This is a genomic window from Ideonella sp. A 288 (genome assembly GCF_002198735.1).
GTDB lineage: Bacteria > Pseudomonadota > Gammaproteobacteria > Burkholderiales > Burkholderiaceae_C > Pseudaquabacterium.
Genome location: NZ_MWLO01000130.1, coordinates 64,386 through 85,595, shown reverse-complemented (window position 1 = coordinate 85,595; position 21,210 = coordinate 64,386). Strand labels below are relative to the sequence as shown.

23 protein-coding genes are annotated in these 21,210 nt (G+C 72.0%); 12 read left to right on the top strand and 11 right to left on the bottom strand.

Going from position 1 to position 21,210, the window contains the following annotated elements:
* Positions 1–126 precede the first annotated feature (126 nt).
* From EOINJALH_RS17770 to EOINJALH_RS17755, 4 genes are read left to right on the top strand one after another with little or no spacing between them, the layout of a single operon-like run.
* Positions 127–2,181 (top strand): lytic transglycosylase domain-containing protein, encoded by a 2,055-nt coding sequence (locus tag EOINJALH_RS17770; RefSeq protein WP_088282463.1) that lies wholly within the window; start codon positions 127–129, stop codon positions 2,179–2,181.
* Positions 2,178–3,089, top strand: coding sequence for a complex I NDUFA9 subunit family protein (locus EOINJALH_RS17765; RefSeq protein ID WP_088282461.1), 912 nt, complete (start codon positions 2,178–2,180; stop codon positions 3,087–3,089). Before EOINJALH_RS17770 ends, EOINJALH_RS17765 begins: the two co-directional genes overlap by 4 nt.
* Entirely contained in the window at positions 3,086–4,321 is a 1,236-nt protein-coding gene (locus EOINJALH_RS17760; RefSeq protein WP_088282459.1) for a multifunctional CCA addition/repair protein, read from the top strand. The genes EOINJALH_RS17765 and EOINJALH_RS17760 overlap by 4 nt, the downstream gene beginning before the upstream one ends.
* 34 nt (positions 4,322–4,355) lie before the next feature.
* Positions 4,356–4,736, top strand: a complete 381-nt coding sequence (locus EOINJALH_RS17755; RefSeq protein ID WP_088282457.1) for a hypothetical protein — start codon at positions 4,356–4,358, stop codon at positions 4,734–4,736.
* A gap of 15 nt (positions 4,737–4,751) precedes the next feature.
* On the opposite strand, the gene EOINJALH_RS17750 is transcribed toward EOINJALH_RS17755, so the two are convergent.
* Entirely contained in the window at positions 4,752–4,943 is a 192-nt protein-coding gene (locus tag EOINJALH_RS17750; RefSeq protein ID WP_088282455.1) for a DUF2905 domain-containing protein, read from the bottom strand.
* A gap of 18 nt (positions 4,944–4,961) precedes the next feature.
* Positions 4,962–6,062, bottom strand: coding sequence for a class I SAM-dependent methyltransferase (locus EOINJALH_RS17745; protein WP_088282499.1), 1,101 nt, complete (start codon positions 6,060–6,062; stop codon positions 4,962–4,964).
* An 18-nt stretch (positions 6,063–6,080) separates the two neighbouring features.
* Here EOINJALH_RS17745 and EOINJALH_RS17740 point away from each other — a divergent pair, with 18 nt between their 5' ends.
* From EOINJALH_RS17740 to EOINJALH_RS17725, 4 genes are read left to right on the top strand one after another with little or no spacing between them, the layout of a single operon-like run.
* Positions 6,081–6,863, top strand: coding sequence for an SDR family oxidoreductase (locus EOINJALH_RS17740; protein ID WP_088282453.1), 783 nt, complete (start codon positions 6,081–6,083; stop codon positions 6,861–6,863).
* Positions 6,864–6,867: 4 nt separating this feature from the next.
* Complete coding sequence (locus EOINJALH_RS17735) at positions 6,868–7,266, top strand: dihydroneopterin aldolase (RefSeq protein ID WP_088282451.1); 399 nt, start codon at positions 6,868–6,870, stop codon at positions 7,264–7,266.
* Positions 7,263–8,222, top strand: a complete 960-nt coding sequence (ttcA, locus tag EOINJALH_RS17730; RefSeq protein WP_088282449.1) for a tRNA 2-thiocytidine(32) synthetase TtcA — start codon at positions 7,263–7,265, stop codon at positions 8,220–8,222. Before EOINJALH_RS17735 ends, ttcA begins: the two co-directional genes overlap by 4 nt.
* A 4-nt stretch (positions 8,223–8,226) precedes the next feature.
* A complete protein-coding gene (locus EOINJALH_RS17725) occupies positions 8,227–8,832 on the top strand; it encodes a DUF4136 domain-containing protein (RefSeq protein ID WP_088282447.1) in 606 nt (201 codons plus the stop codon).
* On the opposite strand, the gene EOINJALH_RS17720 is transcribed toward EOINJALH_RS17725, so the two are convergent.
* Positions 8,795–9,706, bottom strand: a complete 912-nt coding sequence (locus EOINJALH_RS17720; RefSeq protein ID WP_144290075.1) for a DUF6279 family lipoprotein — start codon at positions 9,704–9,706, stop codon at positions 8,795–8,797. The genes EOINJALH_RS17725 and EOINJALH_RS17720 overlap by 38 nt on opposite strands.
* On the opposite strand from EOINJALH_RS17720, the gene glmU reads away from it, so the two are divergent.
* Positions 9,705–11,075, top strand: a complete 1,371-nt coding sequence (gene glmU / locus EOINJALH_RS17715; protein ID WP_088282497.1) for a bifunctional UDP-N-acetylglucosamine diphosphorylase/glucosamine-1-phosphate N-acetyltransferase GlmU — start codon at positions 9,705–9,707, stop codon at positions 11,073–11,075. The two genes, EOINJALH_RS17720 and glmU, sit on opposite strands and share 2 nt — an antisense overlap.
* 71 nt (positions 11,076–11,146) lie before the next feature.
* On the opposite strand, the gene EOINJALH_RS17710 is transcribed toward glmU, so the two are convergent.
* Genes EOINJALH_RS17710 through tsaB form a run of 3 tightly spaced genes read right to left on the bottom strand, consistent with a single transcriptional unit; the run spans position 11,147 to position 13,305 of the window.
* Positions 11,147–12,088, bottom strand: a complete 942-nt coding sequence (locus EOINJALH_RS17710) for a uracil-DNA glycosylase (protein WP_088282443.1) — start codon at positions 12,086–12,088, stop codon at positions 11,147–11,149.
* Positions 12,075–12,548 (bottom strand): ribosomal protein S18-alanine N-acetyltransferase, encoded by a 474-nt coding sequence (rimI, locus tag EOINJALH_RS17705; RefSeq protein WP_088282441.1) that lies wholly within the window; start codon positions 12,546–12,548, stop codon positions 12,075–12,077. The genes EOINJALH_RS17710 and rimI overlap by 14 nt, the downstream gene beginning before the upstream one ends.
* 25 nt (positions 12,549–12,573) lie before the next feature.
* The gene (gene tsaB, locus EOINJALH_RS17700; RefSeq protein WP_088282439.1) at positions 12,574–13,305 is read right to left on the bottom strand and encodes a tRNA (adenosine(37)-N6)-threonylcarbamoyltransferase complex dimerization subunit type 1 TsaB; all 732 of its coding nucleotides are present in this window, start codon (positions 13,303–13,305) and stop codon (positions 12,574–12,576) included.
* 39 nt (positions 13,306–13,344) lie between these two features.
* Here tsaB and dacB point away from each other — a divergent pair, with 39 nt between their 5' ends.
* On the top strand, positions 13,345–14,799 hold the full coding sequence (gene dacB, locus EOINJALH_RS17695) for a D-alanyl-D-alanine carboxypeptidase/D-alanyl-D-alanine-endopeptidase (protein ID WP_088282437.1): 1,455 nt from the start codon (positions 13,345–13,347) through the stop codon (positions 14,797–14,799).
* Complete coding sequence (locus tag EOINJALH_RS17690) at positions 14,796–15,071, top strand: SemiSWEET transporter (protein WP_088282435.1); 276 nt, start codon at positions 14,796–14,798, stop codon at positions 15,069–15,071. Before dacB ends, EOINJALH_RS17690 begins: the two co-directional genes overlap by 4 nt.
* A 21-nt stretch (positions 15,072–15,092) precedes the next feature.
* Here the strand turns inward: EOINJALH_RS17690 and EOINJALH_RS17685 are convergent, their stop codons facing one another.
* From EOINJALH_RS17685 to purE, 5 genes are all read right to left on the bottom strand, one after another.
* Positions 15,093–16,256: an SGNH/GDSL hydrolase family protein gene (locus EOINJALH_RS17685; protein WP_088282495.1), complete on the bottom strand. Its 1,164-nt coding sequence runs from the start codon at positions 16,254–16,256 to the stop codon at positions 15,093–15,095.
* Positions 16,257–16,422: 166 nt separating this feature from the next.
* Positions 16,423–17,424, bottom strand: a complete 1,002-nt coding sequence (locus tag EOINJALH_RS17680) for an SGNH/GDSL hydrolase family protein (RefSeq protein ID WP_088282433.1) — start codon at positions 17,422–17,424, stop codon at positions 16,423–16,425.
* A gap of 36 nt (positions 17,425–17,460) precedes the next feature.
* Positions 17,461–18,432 (bottom strand): L-threonylcarbamoyladenylate synthase, encoded by a 972-nt coding sequence (locus EOINJALH_RS17675; RefSeq protein WP_088282431.1) that lies wholly within the window; start codon positions 18,430–18,432, stop codon positions 17,461–17,463.
* A complete protein-coding gene (locus tag EOINJALH_RS17670) occupies positions 18,432–19,610 on the bottom strand; it encodes a 5-(carboxyamino)imidazole ribonucleotide synthase (protein ID WP_088282429.1) in 1,179 nt (392 codons plus the stop codon). Before EOINJALH_RS17670 ends, EOINJALH_RS17675 begins: the two co-directional genes overlap by 1 nt.
* Complete coding sequence (gene purE, locus EOINJALH_RS17665; RefSeq protein ID WP_234413906.1) at positions 19,607–20,071, bottom strand: 5-(carboxyamino)imidazole ribonucleotide mutase; 465 nt, start codon at positions 20,069–20,071, stop codon at positions 19,607–19,609. Before purE ends, EOINJALH_RS17670 begins: the two co-directional genes overlap by 4 nt.
* A 133-nt stretch (positions 20,072–20,204) precedes the next feature.
* Here purE and EOINJALH_RS17660 point away from each other — a divergent pair, with 133 nt between their 5' ends.
* On the top strand, positions 20,205–21,146 hold the full coding sequence (locus EOINJALH_RS17660; RefSeq protein ID WP_088282425.1) for a tetratricopeptide repeat protein: 942 nt from the start codon (positions 20,205–20,207) through the stop codon (positions 21,144–21,146).
* Positions 21,147–21,210: the final 64 nt, after the last annotated feature.

The window sequence follows — 21,210 nt, the reverse complement described above, 5'->3', positions numbered from 1 at the left end:
CGGCGCCTCATCGCCCGCCAGACCACGGAGGCCCCGAGAGGGCGGACCGGGCGACCCGCTGACAACGAAGGACAGGGTCCCTGCGTTAAAGTGGTTTCGTGCCGATCTCACGGCACCGCCCCCGAGATGCCTGGACCCACCTTCCCGATTGCGCGCGTCACCCTGTCCGGCATCGGTCTGGCCCTGGGCCTGGCTGTGGCGCCGATACCGCTGACGGCCCAGGTGCCGACGGCGCCCGCGGTGGCTGCTGCCGACGCCACCATCCTCGATGCCCGGGAGGCCGCACGCCGGCGAGACCGGTCGCGCCTGGCCGCTGCCCGCGCCACGGCGCAAGCAGCCCGCCACCCCCTGGCACCGTGGGTCGACTATTGGGATCTGACCAGCCGGCTCTCCGAGGTTCAGGTCGAGGAGGTCGAGTCCTTCTACACCCGCTGGCCCGGCAGCTACGTCGAAGACCGCCTGCGCAACGATTGGCTGCTCGAACTCGGCAAGCGACGCGACTTCGGCAACCTGGCGCGCGACTACCCGCGCTTCCGCATGAACGACGACCGCGAGGTGAGCTGCTGGTGGTTGCTCACCGAGCACCTGGCCGGGCGAGACGTGCTCGAACCCGCGCGTGCCGCCTGGTGGGCTCAGCGCGAGGCCGACGACGGTTGCAACATGTTGGCCACCGCGCTGTTCGACGCCAAGCGCTTCACGGTCGATGATGTGTGGCGCAAGGCGCGATTCGCGGTCGAGGCCAACCGGCCCGGTGCGGCCCGACAGGCGATCGGCCTGTTGGGCATCGCCCAGGCCAAGGACGCCGCCGAGGCCTTGGACCAGCCCGCACGCTTCGTGCACCGCACCGCCGAATCGGGCAGCCGAGCCCGGCAGGAACTGAGGTTGCTGGCGCTGATGCGGCTTGCGGCCAGCGATGTCGATGCCGCGGCATCCGAGCTCGACGCCCGCGGCCGCAGCGCGCTGCCGGCGGCCATGGCCGCCTGGGGCTGGGCCGCCGTGGGACGGCAGGCGGCGATGAAACTGTCGCCGGACGCCGCCAGCCACTACCACCGCGCCTGGTCGCTGCTGCCGACCGGTGAGGCCCATCAGCCGGGCTGGAGCGACGACACCCTGGCCTGGGGCGCGCGCGCTGCGCTGCGCGTGACGCGGCCGTCGGACCGCTGGCCGCTCGTGCTGCGCCACACCCAGGCGATGAGCGCGCTCCAGCAGGCCGACCCGACCTGGGTCTACTGGCGGGCACGCGCGCTGCGGGCACTGGCCAAGGACGGCCCCGCCGGCGACGACCAGCGCGCCGAGGCCAGGCGCGCGCTCGAGTCCATCGCCGGCCCGCTGGGCTTCTACAACCAGCTGGCGGCCGAAGACCTGGGGCAGCCGCTGGTGCTGCCGCCGCCCGCCGCCACGCCCAACCCGACCGAGCGCGACGCCGCACGCCAGACGCCGGGCCTGTCCCGTGCACTTCACCTGGCCAACCTGGGCTTGCGCGACGAAGCGCGGCGCGAATGGAACTTCACCCTGCGGGGCATGAGTGACCGCGAACTGATCAGTGCCGCCCGCCTGGCCTGCGAGGTGTCGGACTGGCAGTTGTGCATCAACACCAGCGAGCGCAGCAAGCTCGAGGTGGATGTGGCCACGCGCTACCCCACGCCATTCGCTGCCGAGATCAATCAGGCGGCCCGTGCCGCCGGGCTGGAGCCGGCCTATGTCTTCGGCCTGATCCGCCAGGAAACCCGTTTCATGCCGTTGCTGCGGTCGCACGTCGGTGCCTCCGGGCTGATGCAGCTGATGCCAGCCACCGCGCGCTGGGTGGCCAAGCGCGCCGGGGTCGATCTGCCGCGGCCCGATTCGGTGTACGACCCGGTGACCAACCTGCGCCTGGGCACGACCTACCTGAAGCTGGTGCAGGACGACCTCGGCGGCTCGCAGGCCCTGGCCGCCGCCGCCTACAACGCCGGCCCGGGCCGGCCCCGGCGCTGGCGCGAAGGGGCGCCGGTCGAGGCCGCCGCGTGGGCCGAGAACGTGCCATTCAACGAGACGCGCGACTACGTCAAGAAGGTGCTGTCCAACACCGCCGTCTACAGCGCGCTGCTCGGCGGCCAGCCCGGTTCGCTGAAGGCGCGCCTGGGCACCACCATCGGGCCGCGCGATGTGGGCGCGCCCCCCAGCAACACCGAGCTGCCATGACACCCAAACGCATCGTCGTCACCGGGGGCACGGGATTCGTCGGCCGCACCGTGCTGGCCCGCGCCGCGGCGCGCTGGCCCGAAGCCCGCCTCGTCGTGCCGACGCGGCATGTGGCCGCAGGCAGCCCGGTGCAACTGCTGCCCAATGTCGACCTGGTGGCCTGCAACCTGCACGACCCCTCCGCACTCGGCCCGCTGCTCGCCGGCGCCGATGCGCTGGTGCACCTGGTGGCCATCCTGCATGGCGATGCCGCCGCGTTCGAGCGGGTGCACGTCGCCCTGCCGCGCACGCTGGCCCGTGCCTGCCGCGACGCCGGGGTGCCAAGGGTGGTGCACATCAGCGCCCTGGCCGTTGCGCCCGACGCGCCGTCGGCCTACCTGCGCAGCAAGGCCGCGGGCGAGGCCGCCTGGCGCGACAGCGGCCTGGCCGTCACGGTGTTGCGGCCCTCGGTGATCTTCGGTGTCGAGGATCGCTTCACCAACCTGTTCGCGTCGCTGCAGCGCGTCTTTCCGGTGATGCCGCTGGCCGGCGCCGACGCGCGCTTCCAGCCGGTGTGGGTGGGCGACGTGGCGGCGGCGGTGATCGCCTGCCTGGAGCGCCCCGAGCTCGCCGGCCAGGTGGTCGATTGCGCCGGGCCGCAGGTGATGACGCTGTCCGAGATCATCCACGCCGTCGGCCGCATGGCCGGCTGCGAGCGGCCGGTGCTGGGCCTGCCCGAGGCCCTGGGCATGCTGCAGGCCACGCTGATGTCGTGCCTGCCCGGCGAGGCACCGATGTCGCGCGACAACCTGCTGTCGATGCGCGTGCCCAGCGTGGCCAGTGGCCGTGCCATGACGCTGCAGGATCTCGGCATCGACCCCGCCCCCCTGGGCCTGCTGGCCAGCCACTTCGCCAGCCGGCGCCGATGAAGGCCTGGGTGGTCGGCGGCGCGGTGCGCGACCGCCTGCTCGGCCTGCCGGCAGGCGACCGCGACTGGGTGGTGGTGGGCAGTTCGCCCGAAGCCATGGTGGCGGCGGGCTACACGCCGGTCGGGCGCGACTTTCCGGTGTTCTTGCACCCCGACACGCGCGAAGAGCATGCGCTGGCGCGCACCGAGCGCAAGTCGGGCCGCGGCTACCACGGCTTCGTGTTCCAGGCCGCCCCCGACGTGACGCTGGAGGAGGATCTGGCGCGCCGCGACCTCACCATCAACGCCATCGCCGAGGACCCCGACAGCGGCACACTCGTCGACCCCTTCGACGGCCGCGCTGACTTGCGCGCGCGGGTGCTGCGCCATGTGTCCGAGGCCTTCGTCGAAGACCCGGTGCGCCTGCTGCGGTTGGCCCGCTTCGCGGCGCGCTTCCATGATTTCTCGGTGGCCCCCGAGACCGCCGCGCTGATGCGTCGCATGGTCGACGATGGCGAGGTGGACGCGCTGGTGCCCGAGCGGGTGTGGCAGGAACTGTCCCGCGGGCTGATGGAGGCCAGACCCGACCGCATGCTCGAGGTGCTGCGCGACTGTGGCGCGCTGGCCCGGCTGCTGCCCGAGGTCGACCGCCTGTGGGGCGTGCCACAGCGCGCCGACTATCACCCTGAGGTGGACACCGGCGTGCACCTGCTGATGGTGCTGCGGCAGTGCGCGCAACAGCAGGCGCCGTTGCCGGTGCGCTATGCGGCCCTGTGCCACGACCTCGGCAAGGGCACGACGCCGCCGTCGGAATGGCCCCGGCACATCGCGCACGAGGCCCGCAGCGCCGTGCTGGCACGACAGGTGAGCGACCGCTGGCGCGTGCCCACCGACTGCCGCGAGCTGGCCGATGTCACCGCCCGCGAGCACGGCAACATCCACCGCAGTGCCGAGCTCGGCGCAGCCGCCGTCGGCCGCCTGCTCGACCGCTGCGATGCCTGGCGCCGTCCCGAGCGCTTTGCCCAGTTGCTGCTGGCCTGCGAATGCGACGCGCGCGGCCGGCTCGGCCACGAGCACGCCGATTACCCGCAGCGGCCCCGCCTGTGGGCGGCGCTGCAGGCGGCCCTGGCGATCGACACCGCCCAGGTGGCCGAATCGGCCATCGCCCAGGGCCTGAGCGGGCCGAAGATCGGTGAGCGTGTGCGCGAGGCGCGCTGCCGGGCCATCGAATCCCTTTGTCCCGCTCGGACATGACACCCGGCCCCGGGGTTGTGACAGCATCGGCCCCATGCAATTGGCCAAGGGCATCCGCCGGCACGGGTTTCGCAAGTGGTACGAGCGCGAACTGCTGCAGAGCCACGCCCACCTGACCCTGGCTTTCCTGTGCACCATCGGCCTGCTGGTGGCGGTGGAAATGGCGATGCAGTTCACCAGTTGGCAGGAGCGCGTCTCCGATGTGCTGGTGGTCACGGCCTACATCGGCGTGGGCCTGTGGGCGCTGCGGCGCTACCTGTATCTGCTGAGCCATGCCGAGCACGTGGCCAACCAGGCCGACTGCCCCGCCTGCGGCACCTACGGCAGGCTCACCCTGGTCGGTGAACCAGCGACCGAAGACTCCACCGCTGTGAGCTGCCGGCAGTGCGCCCACGAATGGCGCATCGACGGCTGAGCTCGTTGCAAGCGGTCAGACCAGCAGGCCGACCAGCATCGCCAGCACGCTGAGCACCACGCTCGAGCCCAGCGGCACGTGGATCTCGCGGCCACGCCAGTGCACGCTGAAGTCGCCCGGCAGGCGGCCCAGGCCGAAGCGGCGCAGCCACGCGTGCAGCCCGTTGAAGACGACGAAGGCCAGCAGGAAGACGATCAGCCAGCGCAAGGGGTGCTCACACGGGGCTCACAGTCGGTGCGTTCGGTCGCCGGCGCTGAAGCCCACCGGGTCGATGGCGCACCCGCGCGAGAAGGCAATCACCTTGAACAACTCCCCCATCTCGTGCTCGAGGATGAGTTTCTGCGCCATGCTGCGCTCGGCGATCGAGGCCGACTCCAGCATCGCCGGCAGGCCGCAGTTGATCAGGAAGCGGGCCTGCGAGGTGTAGCCGACGACCTCGGCACCGGCCTCCTGGGCGGCCAGCGCCACGGCGGTGAAGTCGACGTGCGCCGTGATGTCCTTCAGGCCCAGGTCGGCCAGTGGATCGGGGTCGGCGCGGTGGGCGCGGTGGCACATCAGCGTGCCGCCATGGCGCTGGGGCAGGTAGTACTCGGCCTCGGGAAAGCCGTAGTCGACGAGCACCACCAGGCCACGGCCCAACCGGCTGGCCAGCGTGGCGGTCCACGCCGTGGCCTGGGCATGCAGCTCGGTCACCGTGCCCGGCACGAAAGGGCCGTCGGTCGGCGGGCGCAGGTCGGTGGGCCGGTCGTGCCAGCCGAAGGCCTGACCATCGGCCACCACGCCGCGCTCGAACCAGGTGGTGCCGTCGAAGTGCAGCAACTGCACCGGCATCGCGTCGAGCACCTCGTTGCCGACCACCACGCCCTCGATCGATTCCGGCAGCGCGTCGAGCCAGCGCACGCGGGCGCCGAAACGGGCCAGTCGCTCCTGCTGGCGGGCGCGCAGCGTGCCGGAAAGATCGACGATGTCGTAGCCGGCCACGGCGTCGCCCAGGGCGTCGAGCAATTGCGCCGCCAGCGCGCCCGAGCCGGCGCCGAACTCGATCACGCGGTCGGTGCCGCTGGCCTTCAGCCCCTGCGCCACCTGCACCGCCAGGGCGCGGCCGAACCAGGGCGACAGCTCGGGCGCGGTGACGAAGTCGCTGCCCGATGAGGGCATGGTGCCGAACTTCGCACTGGTGTTGGCGTAGTAGCCCAGCCCGGGCGCGTACAGCGCCAGCGCCATGAAGCGGTCGAAGGGCAGCCAGCCGCCGGCGCGTGCGATGGCCTCGCGCACCAGCGCCGCGAGTCGGCTCGATACACTGTCGGGTTCGCTGGCCACGGTCATCGTGGCATTGTAGGAAGCATGTCCCACCCCCAGCCCCAACGACCGCTCGCACTGGTCACCGGCGGCGCGCGCCGCATCGGGCGCTCGATCGCCCTCGAACTGGCCGCCCACGGCTGGGACCTGGCGCTGCACTGCCGCCATTCGCACGACGAGGCCGATGCCACCACCGCCGAGGCCCGCGCGTTGGGCGCCGGCACCGAGGTGTTCGTCGCCGACCTGGCCGACGCGCTGGCCTGCGAGGCGCTGGTGCCGTCGGTGCTGCTGCGCTGCGGACGGCTCGACGCGGTGGTGAACAACGCCTCGCTGTTCGAGTACGACGACGTGGCCGGCTTCACTGTCGCCGCGATGGACCGCCACTGGCGCACCAACACCGCACCGGCCATCCTGCTGGCGCGCGCCCTGCACGAGCACCTGGTGCAGCGCGGCGCCACCGGCTGCGTGGTCAACCTGCTCGACCAGAAGCTGTCCAACCCGAACCCCGACTACCTGTCGTACACGCTGTCCAAGGCGGCGCTCGAGGCCGCCGGCACCATGCTCGCCCAGGCGCTGGCACCCGTGCTGCGGGTGTGCGCGGTGTCGCCGGGCGTCACGCTGCTGTCCGGCCCGATGACGGCCGACGAGTTCGCCGCCGCACACCGGCTCACCCCGCTCGAGCGCTCGTCCACGCCGGAGGACATCGCCCGCGCGGTGCGCTTCCTGCTCGAATCACCGGCCATCACCGGCACCACGCTGCTGGTCGACGGCGGCCAGCACCTGCAGGCGCAGCCGCGCGACGTGCTGTTCCTCGCCAAGGACACATGACCCCATGCACAGCCTGCTCACCAACCCCAGCCTGATGGACTGCAGGCGCCTGTTCCTGCGCGACTACGAGGTGTGGATCAACATCGGCGTGCACGATTTCGAGAAGCGCGGCGAACAGCGCGTGCTCATCAACGTCGATCTGTACGTGCCGCTGGCGCAGTCGCGGCCGATGCACGACGAACTGCACGAGGTGCTGGACTACGACTTCATCCGCCGCAGCATCGCCGAGCGGGTGGCGCGCGGCCACATCCACCTGCAGGAGACGCTGGTCGACGACGTGCTGGGCCTGATGCTCGCCCACCCCAAGGTGCGCGCGGCCCGCGTGTCCACCGAGAAGCCCGATGTCTACCCCGATTGCGACGCCGTGGGCTGCGAGGTCTTCGGCATGAAGGACGCCGCATGAACGCCCCTGACCTGGCCCCCGGCCTGGCCCCCAACCCGACCGCCACCACGCTCGACCGCGACCCGCGAAGGCTCGCGTTCGAGATGAACAAGCTCAGCAAGCGCCTGCACCGGCAGGTCGGCCAGGCCATCGTCGACTACAACATGATCGAGGCCGGCGACAAGGTGATGGTGTGCCTGTCCGGCGGCAAGGACAGCTACGCGCTGCTCGACATCCTGCTCGGGCTGCAGAAGCGCGCGCCGGTGCGTTTCGAGATCGTGGCCGTCAACCTCGACCAGAAGCAGCCCGGCTTCCCCGACCACGTGCTGCCCGACTACCTGCGCGGCCTGGGCGTGCCCTTCCACATCGAGACGCAGGACACCTACTCCATCGTCAAGCGTCTGGTGCCCGAGGGCAACACCATGTGCTCGCTGTGCTCGCGGCTGCGGCGCGGCATCCTGTACCGCGTGGCCGGCGAACTGGGCGCCACCAAGATCGCGCTCGGCCACCACCGCGACGACATGGTGGTCACGCTGCTGATGAACATGTTCTTCGGCGGACGGCTCAAGGGCATGCCGCCCAAGCTGGTCAGCGACGATGGTCGCCACACCGTGATCCGGCCGCTGGCCGCGGTGGCCGAAACCGACCTCGAGCGCTGGGCGGTGCACCGCCAGTTCCCGATCATCCCGTGCACGCTGTGCGGCAGCCAGGACAACCTGCAGCGCGTGCAGATCCGGCAGATGGTGCGCGACTGGGAGCGGCAATACCCCGGCCGCACCGACAACATGCTGCATGCGATGGGCCACGTCACGCTGTCGCACCTGATGGACCGCCGGCTGTTCCCGTTCACCACGCTCGCGCCCACCGGCACGGCCAACCCCGACGGCGACAAGGCCTTCGACGAGGACGACGATTGCGGTCCGTCGCCATCGGCCTCGGGATCGGCCTCAGTGGTGCAACTTCAACTCGACAGGTGACGCCATGACCCGACGCCTCGTGATCCTGGGACTGACGGCGGTGGCGACCGCAGCCGCGCTCGGCGGCTGTGCCTCGTTCAACCAGCTCACCTTCGACGTGTCCACCTTCGGCGACTGGCCGGCGGGGCGCGCACCGGGCACCTACGCCTTCGAGCGCCTGCCCTCGCAGCAGGCCCGGGCCGAGGCGCAGCAGGCGCTGGAAGACGCGGCGCGACCGGCGCTCGAGCGCGCCGGCTTCAAGCCCGTGGCCGCCGGCGCCGAGCCCGACGTGCTGGTGCAACTGGGCGCACGCGTCAGCCGCACCGAATCGTCGCCCTGGGACGACCCGATGTGGTGGCCCGGCGGCTTCGGCCGCTGGCGCCACAACCCCTGGCGCGGCCCCACCTGGGGCATGGGCTGGTACAATGCACCCACCCGCTACGAGCGAGAGGCGGCGATGCTGCTGCGCGACCGCGCGACCGGCAAGCCGCTGTACGAGGCCCGCGCCAGCAACGAAGGCCTGAACGGTGGCATCGCCGACCTGCTGGCCCCGATGTACGCCGCCGCGCTGACCGACTTTCCTGCCTCGGGGCTCAGCCCGCGCCCGGTGACGGTGCCCTTGAGCCGCTGACCGGATCGCGGGCCAGCGAGCGCAGGTCGTCCTCCCAGCCGCGCAGCTTGTCCACCGCCCGCTGGCGCTGGGCCGCGGTGGTGCTGTTGTGCAGCGTGGCCGCCAGCTGGCAGTTGGCGTCCTTGAGCCGCTGGCGGTAGGCGCGGTACTCGAGCCGCGGCGACTGACTGAACTGCACCGCGAAGGCCCGCAGCGCCGCCTGCACCTGGGCCGCATCCGCCCGCTCGGCCAGCAGTTGGCGCAGGCCCCGCAGGATGTCCTGCTGGCGCTGGCGGCGCTCGTCGGCCCAGCGCTGCGGATCGCTGGGCGAGGCCGCCAGCCCGGTGGCGATCAGGCGGCGCTGGGCGGCGTCGATCGAGCCGTAGACGTTCTCGGAGCGCTCCACCCAGCGCTTGGTCTCGGCGGCCAGGCGGTCGCCGGGCTGCTGCTGCAGGTGGTCGCGCGCCCAATCGTCGTTGCCCTTGGCATAGCGCTGCTCGATGTGGCGCAGCTGGGCCGGCGTGAAGCCACGCACGATCTCGGCCATCGACGGCACAGCCTGGTCGAACGCCCGCTCGACATGGCGCTCGCCCTCGTCCATCAGGCGGCAGACCTGGGCCGGCGTGATGTTGTCCACGGCCAGGCGCTGTGCCGTGGCCAGCCACGCCGCGTAGTCGTTGAGCTGGGTGGCACGATGCCAGGCGAACCAGTCCTCCAGCGCCGCCTTGGCCTGCGGGGCCTGCTCGGTGGTGAAATCGACATAGCCGTCGAGCCACCAGTAGGCGAGCATCGGGCCCTGGCCATAGGTCAGCCGCACGGTGCTGCACCCCGTCAGCAGAGGCAGCAGCACCGCGACCCACCACCCCATCCTGCGCAAAGAAAACAGCAATCTCATGGCACTCGACATCGTGATCATGGCCGCGGGCAAAGGCACCCGCATGAAGTCCCGCCTGCCCAAAGTGTTGCACCGTTTGGCCGGCAGGGCTTTGTTGCAGCATGTGCTGGACACCACCGCCCAGCTCGGCCGGCATCCCACCCTCGTCATCACCGGCCACGGCGCCGACCAGGTGGAGCAGGCTATCCGGCCGAGCGGCGCCCTGTCGGTGCGCCAGGAGCCGCAACTCGGCACCGGCCACGCCATCCAGCAGGTGGTGCCGCACCTGGGTGCCGATGGCACCACGCTGATCCTCAACGGCGACGTGCCCTTGATCGCCGCCGGCACCACGCAGGCGCTGGTGGACGCCTGCGGCGGCGAGCGGCTGGCACTGCTGACGATCGAGCTGGACGACCCCACCGGCTACGGCCGCATCCTGCGCGGCAGCGACGGCGCGGTGCTCGGCATCGTCGAGCACAAGGACGCCACGCCCGCCCAGCGCGAGGTGCGGGAGATCTACACCGGCATCATGGCGGCGCCCACGGCGCTGCTCAAGCGCTGGGTCGGCGCCCTGCGCAACGACAACGTGCAGGGCGAGTACTACCTGACCGACATCGTCGCCATGGCCGTGGCACAGGGCGTGCCGGTGGTGGCCAGCCAGGTGGCCGACGAGACCGAGGTGCTGGGCGTCAACAGCCCGGTGCAACTGGCCGACCTCGAGCGCCGGTACCAGAAGCGGCAGGCCCACCGGCTGATGGAAGCCGGCGTGCGGCTGATCGACCCCGCCCGCTTCGACCTGCGCGGCACGCTGCACACGGGCCAGGACGTGGAGATCGACGTCGGCTGCGTCTTCGAGGGCACGGTGGCGCTGGGCGACGAGGTGCGCATCGGTGCGCACTGCGTGATCCGCGACGCGGTGATCGACGCCGGTGCGGTGATCCACCCGTTCACCCACATCGAGGGTGCCCACGTGGGCGCCGGTGCCCTGGTGGGGCCGTATGCGCGGCTGCGGCCGGGCGCCGAGCTGGGCCCCGAGGTGCACATCGGCAACTTCGTCGAGGTGAAGAACTCCACGCTGGCGCGCGGCGCCAAGGCCAACCACCTGGCCTACCTGGGCGACGCCACGGTGGGCGAGCGCGTCAACTACGGCGCCGGCAGCATCACCGCCAACTACGACGGTGCCAACAAGCACCGCACCGTGATCGGCAACGATGCGCACATCGGCTCGAACTGCGTGCTGGTGGCGCCGGTCACCATCGGTGCCGGCGGCACCATCGGCGGCGGCAGCACCGTCAGCAAGGACACCCCGCCCGGACAGCTGACGGTGGCGCGCGCCAAGCAGGTGTCGCTGTCCGCCTGGACGCGGCCGGTGAAGGCCCCGAAGGGCTGACGCCGAAACGGCGCGTCCGCCGAGGTCCACGCCCCGACGGCATCGGGCCGATTCGCCTGCTCGCAGCGGCTTCAGGGCGTCGGCGCGGCGTCGGCCAGACGGTCGACCACCGAGGCCGCCAGGCACAGGTCGGCCCAGGCGCGGGCTTTCTCACCGGGTTGGCGCAGCAGGTAGGCCGGGTGGTAGGTGACCACCAGCGGATGGCCGCGCCAGGCGTGCACGCGGCCGCGCAGGCGGCCGATGGGCTCGTCGCTGCCCAGCAGCGACTGCACCGCAAAGCGGCCCATCGCGACGATCACGCGCGGCTGCACCAGGGCCACCTGGCGCTCGAGGTAGGGCTGGCACTGCCGCAGTTCCTGCGGCTCGGGGTTGCGGTTGCGCGGCGGCCGGCACTTCAGCGTGTTGGCGATGTAGACCTGCTGTGGCGCATCGGCCGGCCCTCGGGTGAGCCCCAGCGACAGCAGCATGCGGTCGAGCAGGCGCCCGGCCGGCCCGACGAAGGGCTCGCCGCGCAGGTCTTCCTGCTCGCCCGGCGCCTCGCCGACGATCATCCAGTGCGCCCGCTCGTGGCCGACGCCAAACACCGTCTGCGTGCGCGACTGGCACAGGCCGCAGGCGGTACACCCCGCGACGGCGGCACGCAATGCGGTCCAGTCCATCGACTCGACGCCGGGCATCGTCGATGGCGCCGACGCCACGGACGCATCGGACGGTGCAGTGGCAGGCAGGCCGTGCGTCAGCGCGGCCGCGCGAGCCGGCGGCTCGGCAACGGCCTGCGGCGGCACGGTTTGCGCCTGAGGTGGCCCGGCATTGGGACGCACGGCAGGCTCCGCGACCGGGGGCAGCGGTGCCGGCATGCGCGGCACGGGCGGTGCAGCCGCGGTGGCCGGCGCCGGCCCATCGGCCGCCGCGGACTCTGCCGCGGCCCCGTCCGCCACGGCCTCGCCGGGCGGCTGCCACATCGCGATGCCCATCTCGCGCAGCATCGCGCGCTGGCGCTCAGTCCAGCGCATGGACGCGTCCCACGAGTGACAGGCTCATCACCACGGCATGTTCCCGGCGACCCGATCCGGCAGGGTAGTAATCGCGCCGCAGGCCCACCTCGGCGAAACCGAAGCGCGCGTACAGGCGCCGCGCGCCGTCGTTGCTCTGCCGCACCTCGAGCCACAGCATCTGGTCGCCGCGCGCCGTGCAGTCGGCGCACAGGGCGCTCAACAGCGCCCGGCCATGGCCACGGCCCTGGCGCGACGGCGCCACCGTGAGGTTGAGCAGGTGCGTCTCCTCGACACCGGCCATGGCGACGCAGTAGCCGATGCAGCGGCCCGCATCGTCGACGAGGCGCCAGGCCAGGTAGCCGGCCACCAGCGAATCGATGAAGTTGCCCCGCGTCCAGGGGTGGCTGTAGGCCACCACCTCGATGGCCATCACCTCGTCGAGGTCGGCGGTGGTCATCGGCAGCACTCGGGTCGACATGGCGGGGTGTGGGCGATTGGGGCGATCAGGCGCGGGCGGCGGCGCGCACGGCACGCTCTTCGGTGGTCAAGGCCACCTTGTCGCGCAGGTACAGCGGCAGGGCCAGTGCGGGGTCGATGGCCAACCCCGGGGCCCAGGCCCGACGGGCCAGACGCGCCAGGGCTTCGCCGCGGTGATGCTCGACGGGCCAGGTCCTCGCCGACCCGACCGGCAGGCGATCGCCGAAAGCAGCGATCGCGCTGCCGGCCACCATCGCCGGCGGCTCGATCTCCCAACACCGGGACAGCGCGTCCAGCGCGTACAGCGCCGGTGCCACCCGCACCTGCCAGCGGCCGTCGACCATCGCGTAGGCGGCGGCGTAGACCTCGTCCATGCGGGCGTCCATCGCCACCCACAGCGGGCCGTGCGCCGCCCGCAACGCATCGGCTCCGCCGGCCTGCCCCAGCGCGTCCTCGGCCACCAGCATCAGGCTGTCCAGCGGCAGCACCGGCTGCCCGATGCCGAAGGCCAGGCCCTGGGCCACGGCACAGGCGGTGCGCAGGCCGGTGAAGGCGCCCGGGCCGGCGCCGAAGGCAATGGCATCGAGCTGCTGCATCGACAGGCCGGCCTGCGCCAGCAGGCCGATCGCGGCAGGGATCAGCCGACCGGACGCCGCGGCGCCACCGGCCTCGACATGGGCCAGCGAGCCACCGGGCCACAGCAGCGCCAGCGCCATGCGCTCGGTGGACGTGTCGAGGGCGAGCAGGCAGGGTTCCATCGGGGCGCACGAGTGTAGCCGTGCCATCATCCGGCCTCGATGAGACGATCCCTTGCCGCACCGATCGCCGGGGCACTGGGCCTGGCGGTCGCCCTGGCCACCGTGGCCGCGCCGGCCGCCCCGGCCCGCAACCCGCAGCTGCCGCCCGAAGTGCGTGCCGCCCTCGCCCGTGCGCAGGTGCCGCCCGAGGCCATGGCGGTGGTGGTGCAGGAAGCCGGCTCGGCCGACGCGCCATGGCTGGCCTGGCAGGCCCGCCAGCCGATGAATCCGGCCTCGCTGTTCAAGCTGGTCACCACGCTGGCCGGCCTCGAACTGCTGGGCCCCGGCCACCAGTGGGTGACGCCGGTGTGGCTGGACGGCAGCGTGCGCGACGGCGTGCTCGACGGCTCTCTGGTCATCAAGGGCAGCGGCGACCCCAAGCTGGTCGTCGAGCGGGTGTGGCTGCTGCTGCGGCGCGTGCAGCAGATGGGCGTGCGCGAGATCCGGGGCGACATCGTGCTGGACCGCAGCGCCTTCCAGCCCGATGCCTCGGCGCCCGGCGACTTCGACGGCGAACCGCTGCGGCCCTACAACGTCCGGCCCGACGCGCTGGTGCTGTCGTACCAGAGCGTGCTGTACACCTTCACGCCCGATGCCGCGCGCGGCATCGCCCGCGTCGTCGCCGAGCCGGCGCTGGCCGGCGTGCAGGTCGATGCCCAGGTGCCGCTGGCCGGCGGCGCCTGCGACGATTGGCGCGCGGGCCTCAAGGCCACGCCGCTCGACCCGGCGCGCATGCGCTTCGGCGGCGCCTACCCGGCCAGCTGCGGCGAGCGCACCTGGGCCCTGGCCCATGCCGACGCCACCGGCTTTGCGAGCCGCCTGCTGCGGGCGATGTGGCAGGAGATGGGCGGCACGCTCGGTGGCACGGTGCGCGACGGCGCGGCACCGACCTCGCCGCCCACCTTCGAGCTGCGATCGCCGCCGCTGGCCGAGGTGGTGCGCGACATCAACAAGTTCAGCAACAACGTGATGGCGCAGCAGTTGTTCCTCACCCTGGGCTTGGTGCAGGGCAGCGGTGGGCACGCCGAATCCGCCCGCACCGTGCTGCGCCGGTGGCTGGCGCAGCGCCTGGGCGCCGACGAGGCGGCGGGCGTGATCGTGGACAACGGCTCGGGCCTGTCGCGCGAGGGCCGCCTGTCGGCGGCCGCGCTGGCGGCGCTGCTGCAGGCGGCCTGGCAAGGACCGCTGATGCCCGAGCTGCTGAGTTCGCTGCCGCTGGCCGGGCTCGATGGCACGCTGCGCCAGACCCGCGCCGCCGTCGGGCGAGCACACCTGAAGACCGGCTCGCTGCGCGACGTGGTCGGCGTCGCGGGGGTTGTGGACGCCGCCGCCGGCCGACGTCTCGTCGTGGTGGCGCTGATCAACCACGACAGGGCGCAACAGGCCCGACCCGCGCTCGACGCCCTGGTGCGCTGGGCGAGCACAGCCGAACGACCACCCGCACCCCAGAGATGACCGCCATACCCTCCCCCGAACACATCGGCTACCTGGCCGCCCTGCTCACCACGGCTTCGTTCGTGCCCCAGGTGGTGCACACGCTGCGCACACGCGATGTGAGCGGCATCTCGGTGGGCATGTACAGCGTGTTCACCACCGGCGTGGCCCTGTGGCTGGCCTACGGCGTGATGATCGAGGCCTGGCCGGTGATCGCGGCGAACTTCGTCACACTGGTGCTGGCGGCCTGGATCCTGTGGCTCAAGCTCAGCCTGCAGCACCAGGGCCGCTGAGGCCCAGCGAAAAAGGGGCGATCAGATCCAGCCGAACTGGCGCAGTTGCGCTGCGAACGCGTCGCTGAAGGCCTTGTGGCCGCCGGTGGTCGGATGCACGCCGTCGGCGAAGAACCACGTCGTGGCACTCGCGCCGGTACGCAATGCATCGAACGGCGCGCCCGGCGTCACGTTGCAGAACAGGGATGAGCCATCGACCACTTTGCCGCCGGTGACGGCCGAGACCTTGCTGGCGTCGCAGGCCGGCGCAGTCTGGTTGGTGAAGCCCAGGGCGGTGGCGCGGGCACCGACGTCCTTGAAGATCGGGAAGGTGTCGATGATCTGCACCGGCTGCTCGTTCAGGCCTTCGCGCAACGATGCGTTGAAGGACCGCGACAGTTCGGTGAGCACCGGTCGCACAGACGCCGGCAGCGACGCGCCGAACGGCGTGTCGACGATATCGCTGAGCGTCATCACGGCCACGTAGACACCCCCCTTGGCGAGGATCTGCGTCTTGACGTAGCCGGCCAGTTCGGTGGCCACCTGCCGCATCGCAGCCTGCGCGTCGGCCTGTGCCGCCGCCAAGGCCACGTTGGCGGCATCGGGGGTGATCTTGCCGGTGGCGGCATCGGTCTGGATCTGCGTGGCCCTGGCGCTGAAGATGCCGAACTGGGTGAATACGTCGTTGCTGCCGACGTAGACGAAGATCAGGTCGCTGGCCTTGAAGCTGCCGAAGCGCGCCAGGTGGTTGGCAATCTGGGTGACGACCGGCACGGTCATCGCGCCGCCCGCCTTGCCGATGCCATTGGGGTCGGTGACGCGCGAACCACCCTGGCCGTAGGCCGTGCACGTGGTCGCCAGCGCGGCGCTGATCGCGGCCGCGGGGCACTTGACGGATTGGCCGGCGAAGCCCACCTCGGCCGGCGTGACGGCCAGGCCGAGCGAGGTGGCGAGGTTCTCGACCCACACCGTGCTGCCCGCGCCGTTGGTGGTGAACTTGCCACCGAAGTACGGCGCGGCACCGTTGCCGGCCAGCGAGGTGGCCGGCGCATAGGCGCCGACGTCGCTGAGGCTGTCGCCGAAGGACACCACTGCCGTGAACGCACCCTTGGTGCTGGGCGGGCGCGGCGCGTCGTCGCTGCCACCGCAGGCCGACAGCAGCGTGGCTGCCAGGACGCCCAAGATCTGGGTACGGATGCTCGTCATGCACATTCCCTTCGAGTTCGGCCCGGGGCCGGTGTCGCCAGAAATCGAACGATCGTTCGATTCGCCGCGAGCGACTATAGAAGGGGTGGCGCAGGTCGCCGGACCGTGCTTACCCGCAACCGCCCTGCCGGCAGGGCCGCGCGCTGCGGCGGGACGGCCGCGGCCGTCAGAACGGGTTGTTCTGTGCGCGCGAGACGGCCTGGGTGGCGATCTGCGCGTGCACGGTCGGGGTCATGTGGCGGGCGTCCGCCCACAGGTAGGACGAGATCGACACATCGCCGATCAGGTCGGCCGCGATGGCGTTGCAGTCGGGCAGGACCTTCTGGCAAACCCCGTCGACCACGTTGGACAGGCCATAGATGGCCGGCAGCCTCGCCATCGACTGCACGACGTCGTCGGCCAGCACCAGCCCGTAGTTGCGGCCATCGAAGCGGGCCGGGTCGATGCCGGTGCGCAAGGTGGCATTGAACTCGAAGGTGAGCGTGCGCGCCCGCTCGGCCAGGCCCGGGGTCAGCCGGTCGAGCGCCAGCACGTGCGGGCTGTAGCCCATGTCCGGCGCCGTGACCACCATCGCCCGCGCACCGGTGGCCAGCAGCTGATTGACGCGCTCGGCCACCACCGTGCCGAGACGCCGCGCCTCGGCCACCGCCGCGTCCTGGGTCAGGGTGCCGGCCTGCATGCGGTCGGCCAGCGACAGCAGGTCGTTGGCACCGATCATCACGCCGACCATGTCCGCCGACGTCACGGCCCCGCCGAGCGCCGTCTGCTCGGCCAGCTGGGCGGCCAGGCCGAGCGTCGGGTGCTCGACCGTGGCGCCGACCTTGGCGCGCATGAAGGCCTTGGGCACCGCCGCCGCCTTGTTGCATTCGGCGAAGACGAAGCCATAGACCGTCGCCAGGCTCTGCGCCCAGTTCGGCAGCAGCAGGCAGTCGCGCGTCTGCGTGGTGGCCTCGAGGCCATTGATCGAGTACTTGCGGCCATTGGCCGCGCCGTCGTCGACGATGACGCTGTGCTCGTCGCCGAGGACGATCAGGCGCGCCGGCTGGAAGGCCTCGATCTGCGAGGTGCCACCGCCGCAGGCGGCCAGCAGCCCGGCCACCAACGCGGACAACAGCACGGGGGCCGCCAGGCGCCGGCCCCGGCGATGCAATTCACTGAACACGGTCATCTCGTTTCCCATTCGAAGCAGGGGGGGTCGTGCGGGTCAGGCCGACGCGGCCGCCCGGCGCAGGCGATCCCGGACGCCCTCCCATTCGGGGGCCTCCGGTGGCTGCTCGACCCAGATCTGCCGGACATCCGGCGTGTCGAGCGCGCGCAAGGCGGCAAACAGCTCGCGTGCCGCCTGCGCGGCGTCGCCTGGCATGGCCGACCACCGCGCCCCGGACGGCAGCGCCGGACAGGTGCGCGAATATACCGCCAGCCCGCTGCCCGGCGCGGGCAGCGCCTGAAGCGTGGCCGCGTCGGCCAGCCGCAGCCGGGCCCGCGGGGCGTAGTGGGCCTCCAAAGTGCCCGATGCGCGCGGGGCGTCAGCGTCGCGGTCTTCCAGTGGCAACCCCAGCGCCTGCTGCAGTGCGGCCCGCGTCAGCACGCCCGGGCGCAACAGCACCGGGCGGCCACGGCTGCAGTCGACGATGGCCGACTCGATGCCGACCGCACAGGGCCCGCCATCGAGCACTGGCAGGGCGGCACCGAAGTCGTCGGCCACGTGGGCCGCGGTGGTGGGGCTGATGCGGCCGAAGCGGTTGGCACTGGGCCCGGCGAGGCCGGCCACGCCGAGTTCGGCACAGCGGCGCAGCAGGGCCTGGGCCACCGGGTGGGCGGGGCAGCGCAGGCCGATGCTCGACTGCCCGCCGGCCGCCGACGTGGCCACGCCCGCGCGTCGGGGCACGATGATGGTGAGCGGACCGGGCCAGAAGGCCCGCACCAGGCGCTGCGCGCTGTCGTCGAGTGCGCTGGCAAAGTGGCGTGCGCCGGCCAGATCGGCCACGTGCACGATCAGCGGGTGGTCGCTCGGGCGGCCCTTGGCGGTGAAGATGCGGGCCACCGCCGCGTCGTCGTCGGCCCGCGCCCCCAGGCCGTAGACGGTCTCCGTCGGGAAGGCGACCAGGTCACCCGCGGCCAGCGCGCGGGCGGCCACGTCGAGGTCGCTGGTGAGCGTCCCGTCGAGCAGTGGCATCAGGCGGCAGACCCGACCAGTCCGGGGTCGATTCCGAGCAGCGCCGCCGCCTGTCGGGCCACGTCGCGGGCCTGCGCCGGCTGGTCGGCGGTGACGGTGAGGTGGCCCATCTTGCGGCCCCGGCGCGCGCCGGTCTTGCCGTACAGGTGCAGGTGCACGCCGGGCAGCGCCAGCACGGCCGCCCAGTCGGGCGCGCGCGGCACGTCGCCCCGGGCGAACCACAGATCGCCCAGCAGGTTGAGCATCACGGCCGCCGAGTGCTGGCGCGGCGCCACCAGCGGCAGGCCGGTGAGCGCGCGCACCTGCAGTTCGAACTGGCTGACGTCGCAGCTGTCGATCGAGTGGTGGCCCGAGTTGTGCGGCCGCGGTGCCATCTCGTTGGCCACCAGTCGGCCATCGTCCAGCACGAAGAACTCGACACACAGCACGCCGACGTAGTTCAGCGAATCGGCCACGCGGGCGGCGGCCTCGAAGGCCTGTTGCCGGGTGGCCTCCGGCACGTCGGGCGCGGGCACCTCGGTGACGGCCAGGATGCCGTCCCGGTGCAGGTTCTGCTGCACCGGCAGGCCGACCACCACGCCCATTGCGCTGCGGGCGATGACCACGCTGATCTCGTGCGCCAGCGGCAGACGCTGCTCGAGCACGCAGGCCGCGCCACCGAGCGCGGCCCAGGCCGCCGGCAGCGCCGCCAGGTCGGCCACACCCACCTGGCCCTTGCCGTCGTAGCCCATCCGCGAGGTCTTGAGGATCGCCGGGAAGAGCGCCGCCGGCACCGCGGCGAGCTGGGCTTCATTGGCGATCACCGCGTGCGGCGCGCAGGCCACGCCGCAGCGCTTGAAGTGGGCCTTTTCCAGGGCACGGTCCTGGCACACGCCCAACGCGTCGGCGTCGGGCGAGGTGGGGCGATGGGCACCGAGCGTGACCAGCGCCGGGGACGGCACGTTCTCGAACTCGATGGTGATGCCGTCGCAGCGCTGCATCAGCTGCGCCAGGCCCTGCTCGTCCAGGTAGTCGGTGTCGATGTGGTAGTGCGCCACCATGCCGGCCGGCGACGTGGGGTCGGGGTCGAGCACTGCGGTGAAGTAGCCCATGGATTGGGCCGCCTGCACGAACATGCGGCCGAGTTGGCCGCCACCCATCACGCCGAGGGTGGCGCCGGGCAACAGAGACTTGCTCATTTGAGCTCCTGGGTCATGGCCCGCGCCACCTCGGTCTGGCGGGCGCGGAAGGCTTCGAGCTTCGCGCGCAGACCGGCGTCTCGAGTGGCCAGCATGGCCACTGCGAACAGCGCCGCATTGGCCGCGCCGGCCTCGCCGATGGCGAAGGTGGCCACCGGGATGCCCTTGGGCATCTGCACGATCGAGTGCAGCGAATCGACGCCCGACAGGTGCCGGCTGGCCACCGGCACCCCGAGCACCGGCACCACCGTCTTCGCGGCCAGCATGCCCGGCAGGTGGGCGGCGCCGCCGGCCCCGGCGATGATGGCCTGCAGCCCGCGGCCGACGGCGGCCTCGGCGTAGGCGAACATGTCGTCGGGCATGCGGTGCGCCGAGACGACGCGGCATTCGTGCGGCACGCCAAACTCGGCGAGAATCCGGGCTGCATGCTGCAGGGTCTCCCAGTCGCTGGACGACCCCATCAGCACTCCGATCTGGGGCAAGGCATTCTCTGACACGACAGGCTCCGGCTCGGTGCGGCAAAGCCTTGCATTGTAGGCCGCGCCCCCCATGTCCCCCGACCGCGCCCAACGCCGCACTCACCACCCATCCACCATGACCGACATCACCTTGCAGAACCTCGAGACCGACCTGATCCAGGCCTCGATGCAGCAGCCGGTGCTCCTCGACATCTGGGCCCCCTGGTGCGGCCCCTGCCGCACTTTGGGCCCGACGCTGGAGCGCGTGGAATCGGCCTACGCAGGCCGCTTCAAGCTCGCCAAGCTCAACAGCGACGAGCAGCCCGAGATCGCCGGGCAGCTCAGCCAGGCCTTCGGCGTGCGCTCGATCCCGTTCTGCGTGCTGTTCGACAAGGGCCAGCCGATCGATGGTTTCGTCGGCGCCCTGCCGGAAGCCCAGGTGCGCGAGTTCCTCGACCGCCACGTGCCCAGCACCGAAGCCCTGGAGGCCGAAGCCGACGTGCAGGACGCCGAGGCGCTGGTGGACGAAGGCGACACCGACGCCGCGCTCGACAAGCTGCAGCAGGCCGTGGCGGTCGACCCCGCCAACGACGTGGCACGGTACGACTACCTCAAGCTGCTGCTCGAGACCGGCCGCACCGCACAGGCGCGCCAGGCCTTCGAGCCGGTGGCCAGCAAGGTGATGATCGACCCCCGCTTCGCTGCCATCGGCCTGTGGCTGGCGGCCTGCGAGCGGGCCCCAGCCGCCCGCAGCCCCGCCGAACTGGAGGCCGCCATCGCTGCCAACCGGCGCGACTTCGAGGCCCGCTACGAACTGGCCCAGGCCCTGATGGCCGGCGGCCGTTTCACAGAGGCCATGGACGCGCTGCTCGAGATCGTGATGCGCGACAAGGCCTGGAAGGACGAACTGGCCCGCAAGACCTACGTTGCCATCCTCGAACTGATGACCAAGCCCGCGCCGCGCGCGGCTGCCGAACAGGCCAAGGGTGCGCTCGAGCTCACCGGCAAGGTTCAGACCGCGCCCGCCGACCCCGTCGTCGATCAGTACCGGCGCAAGCTCAGCATGGCGCTGTTCTGACCCTCACCTGGGTGGTGGGGCGGCCTGCAGGCGCACCTGCACCTACAATTTGCGGTTTGCCCGC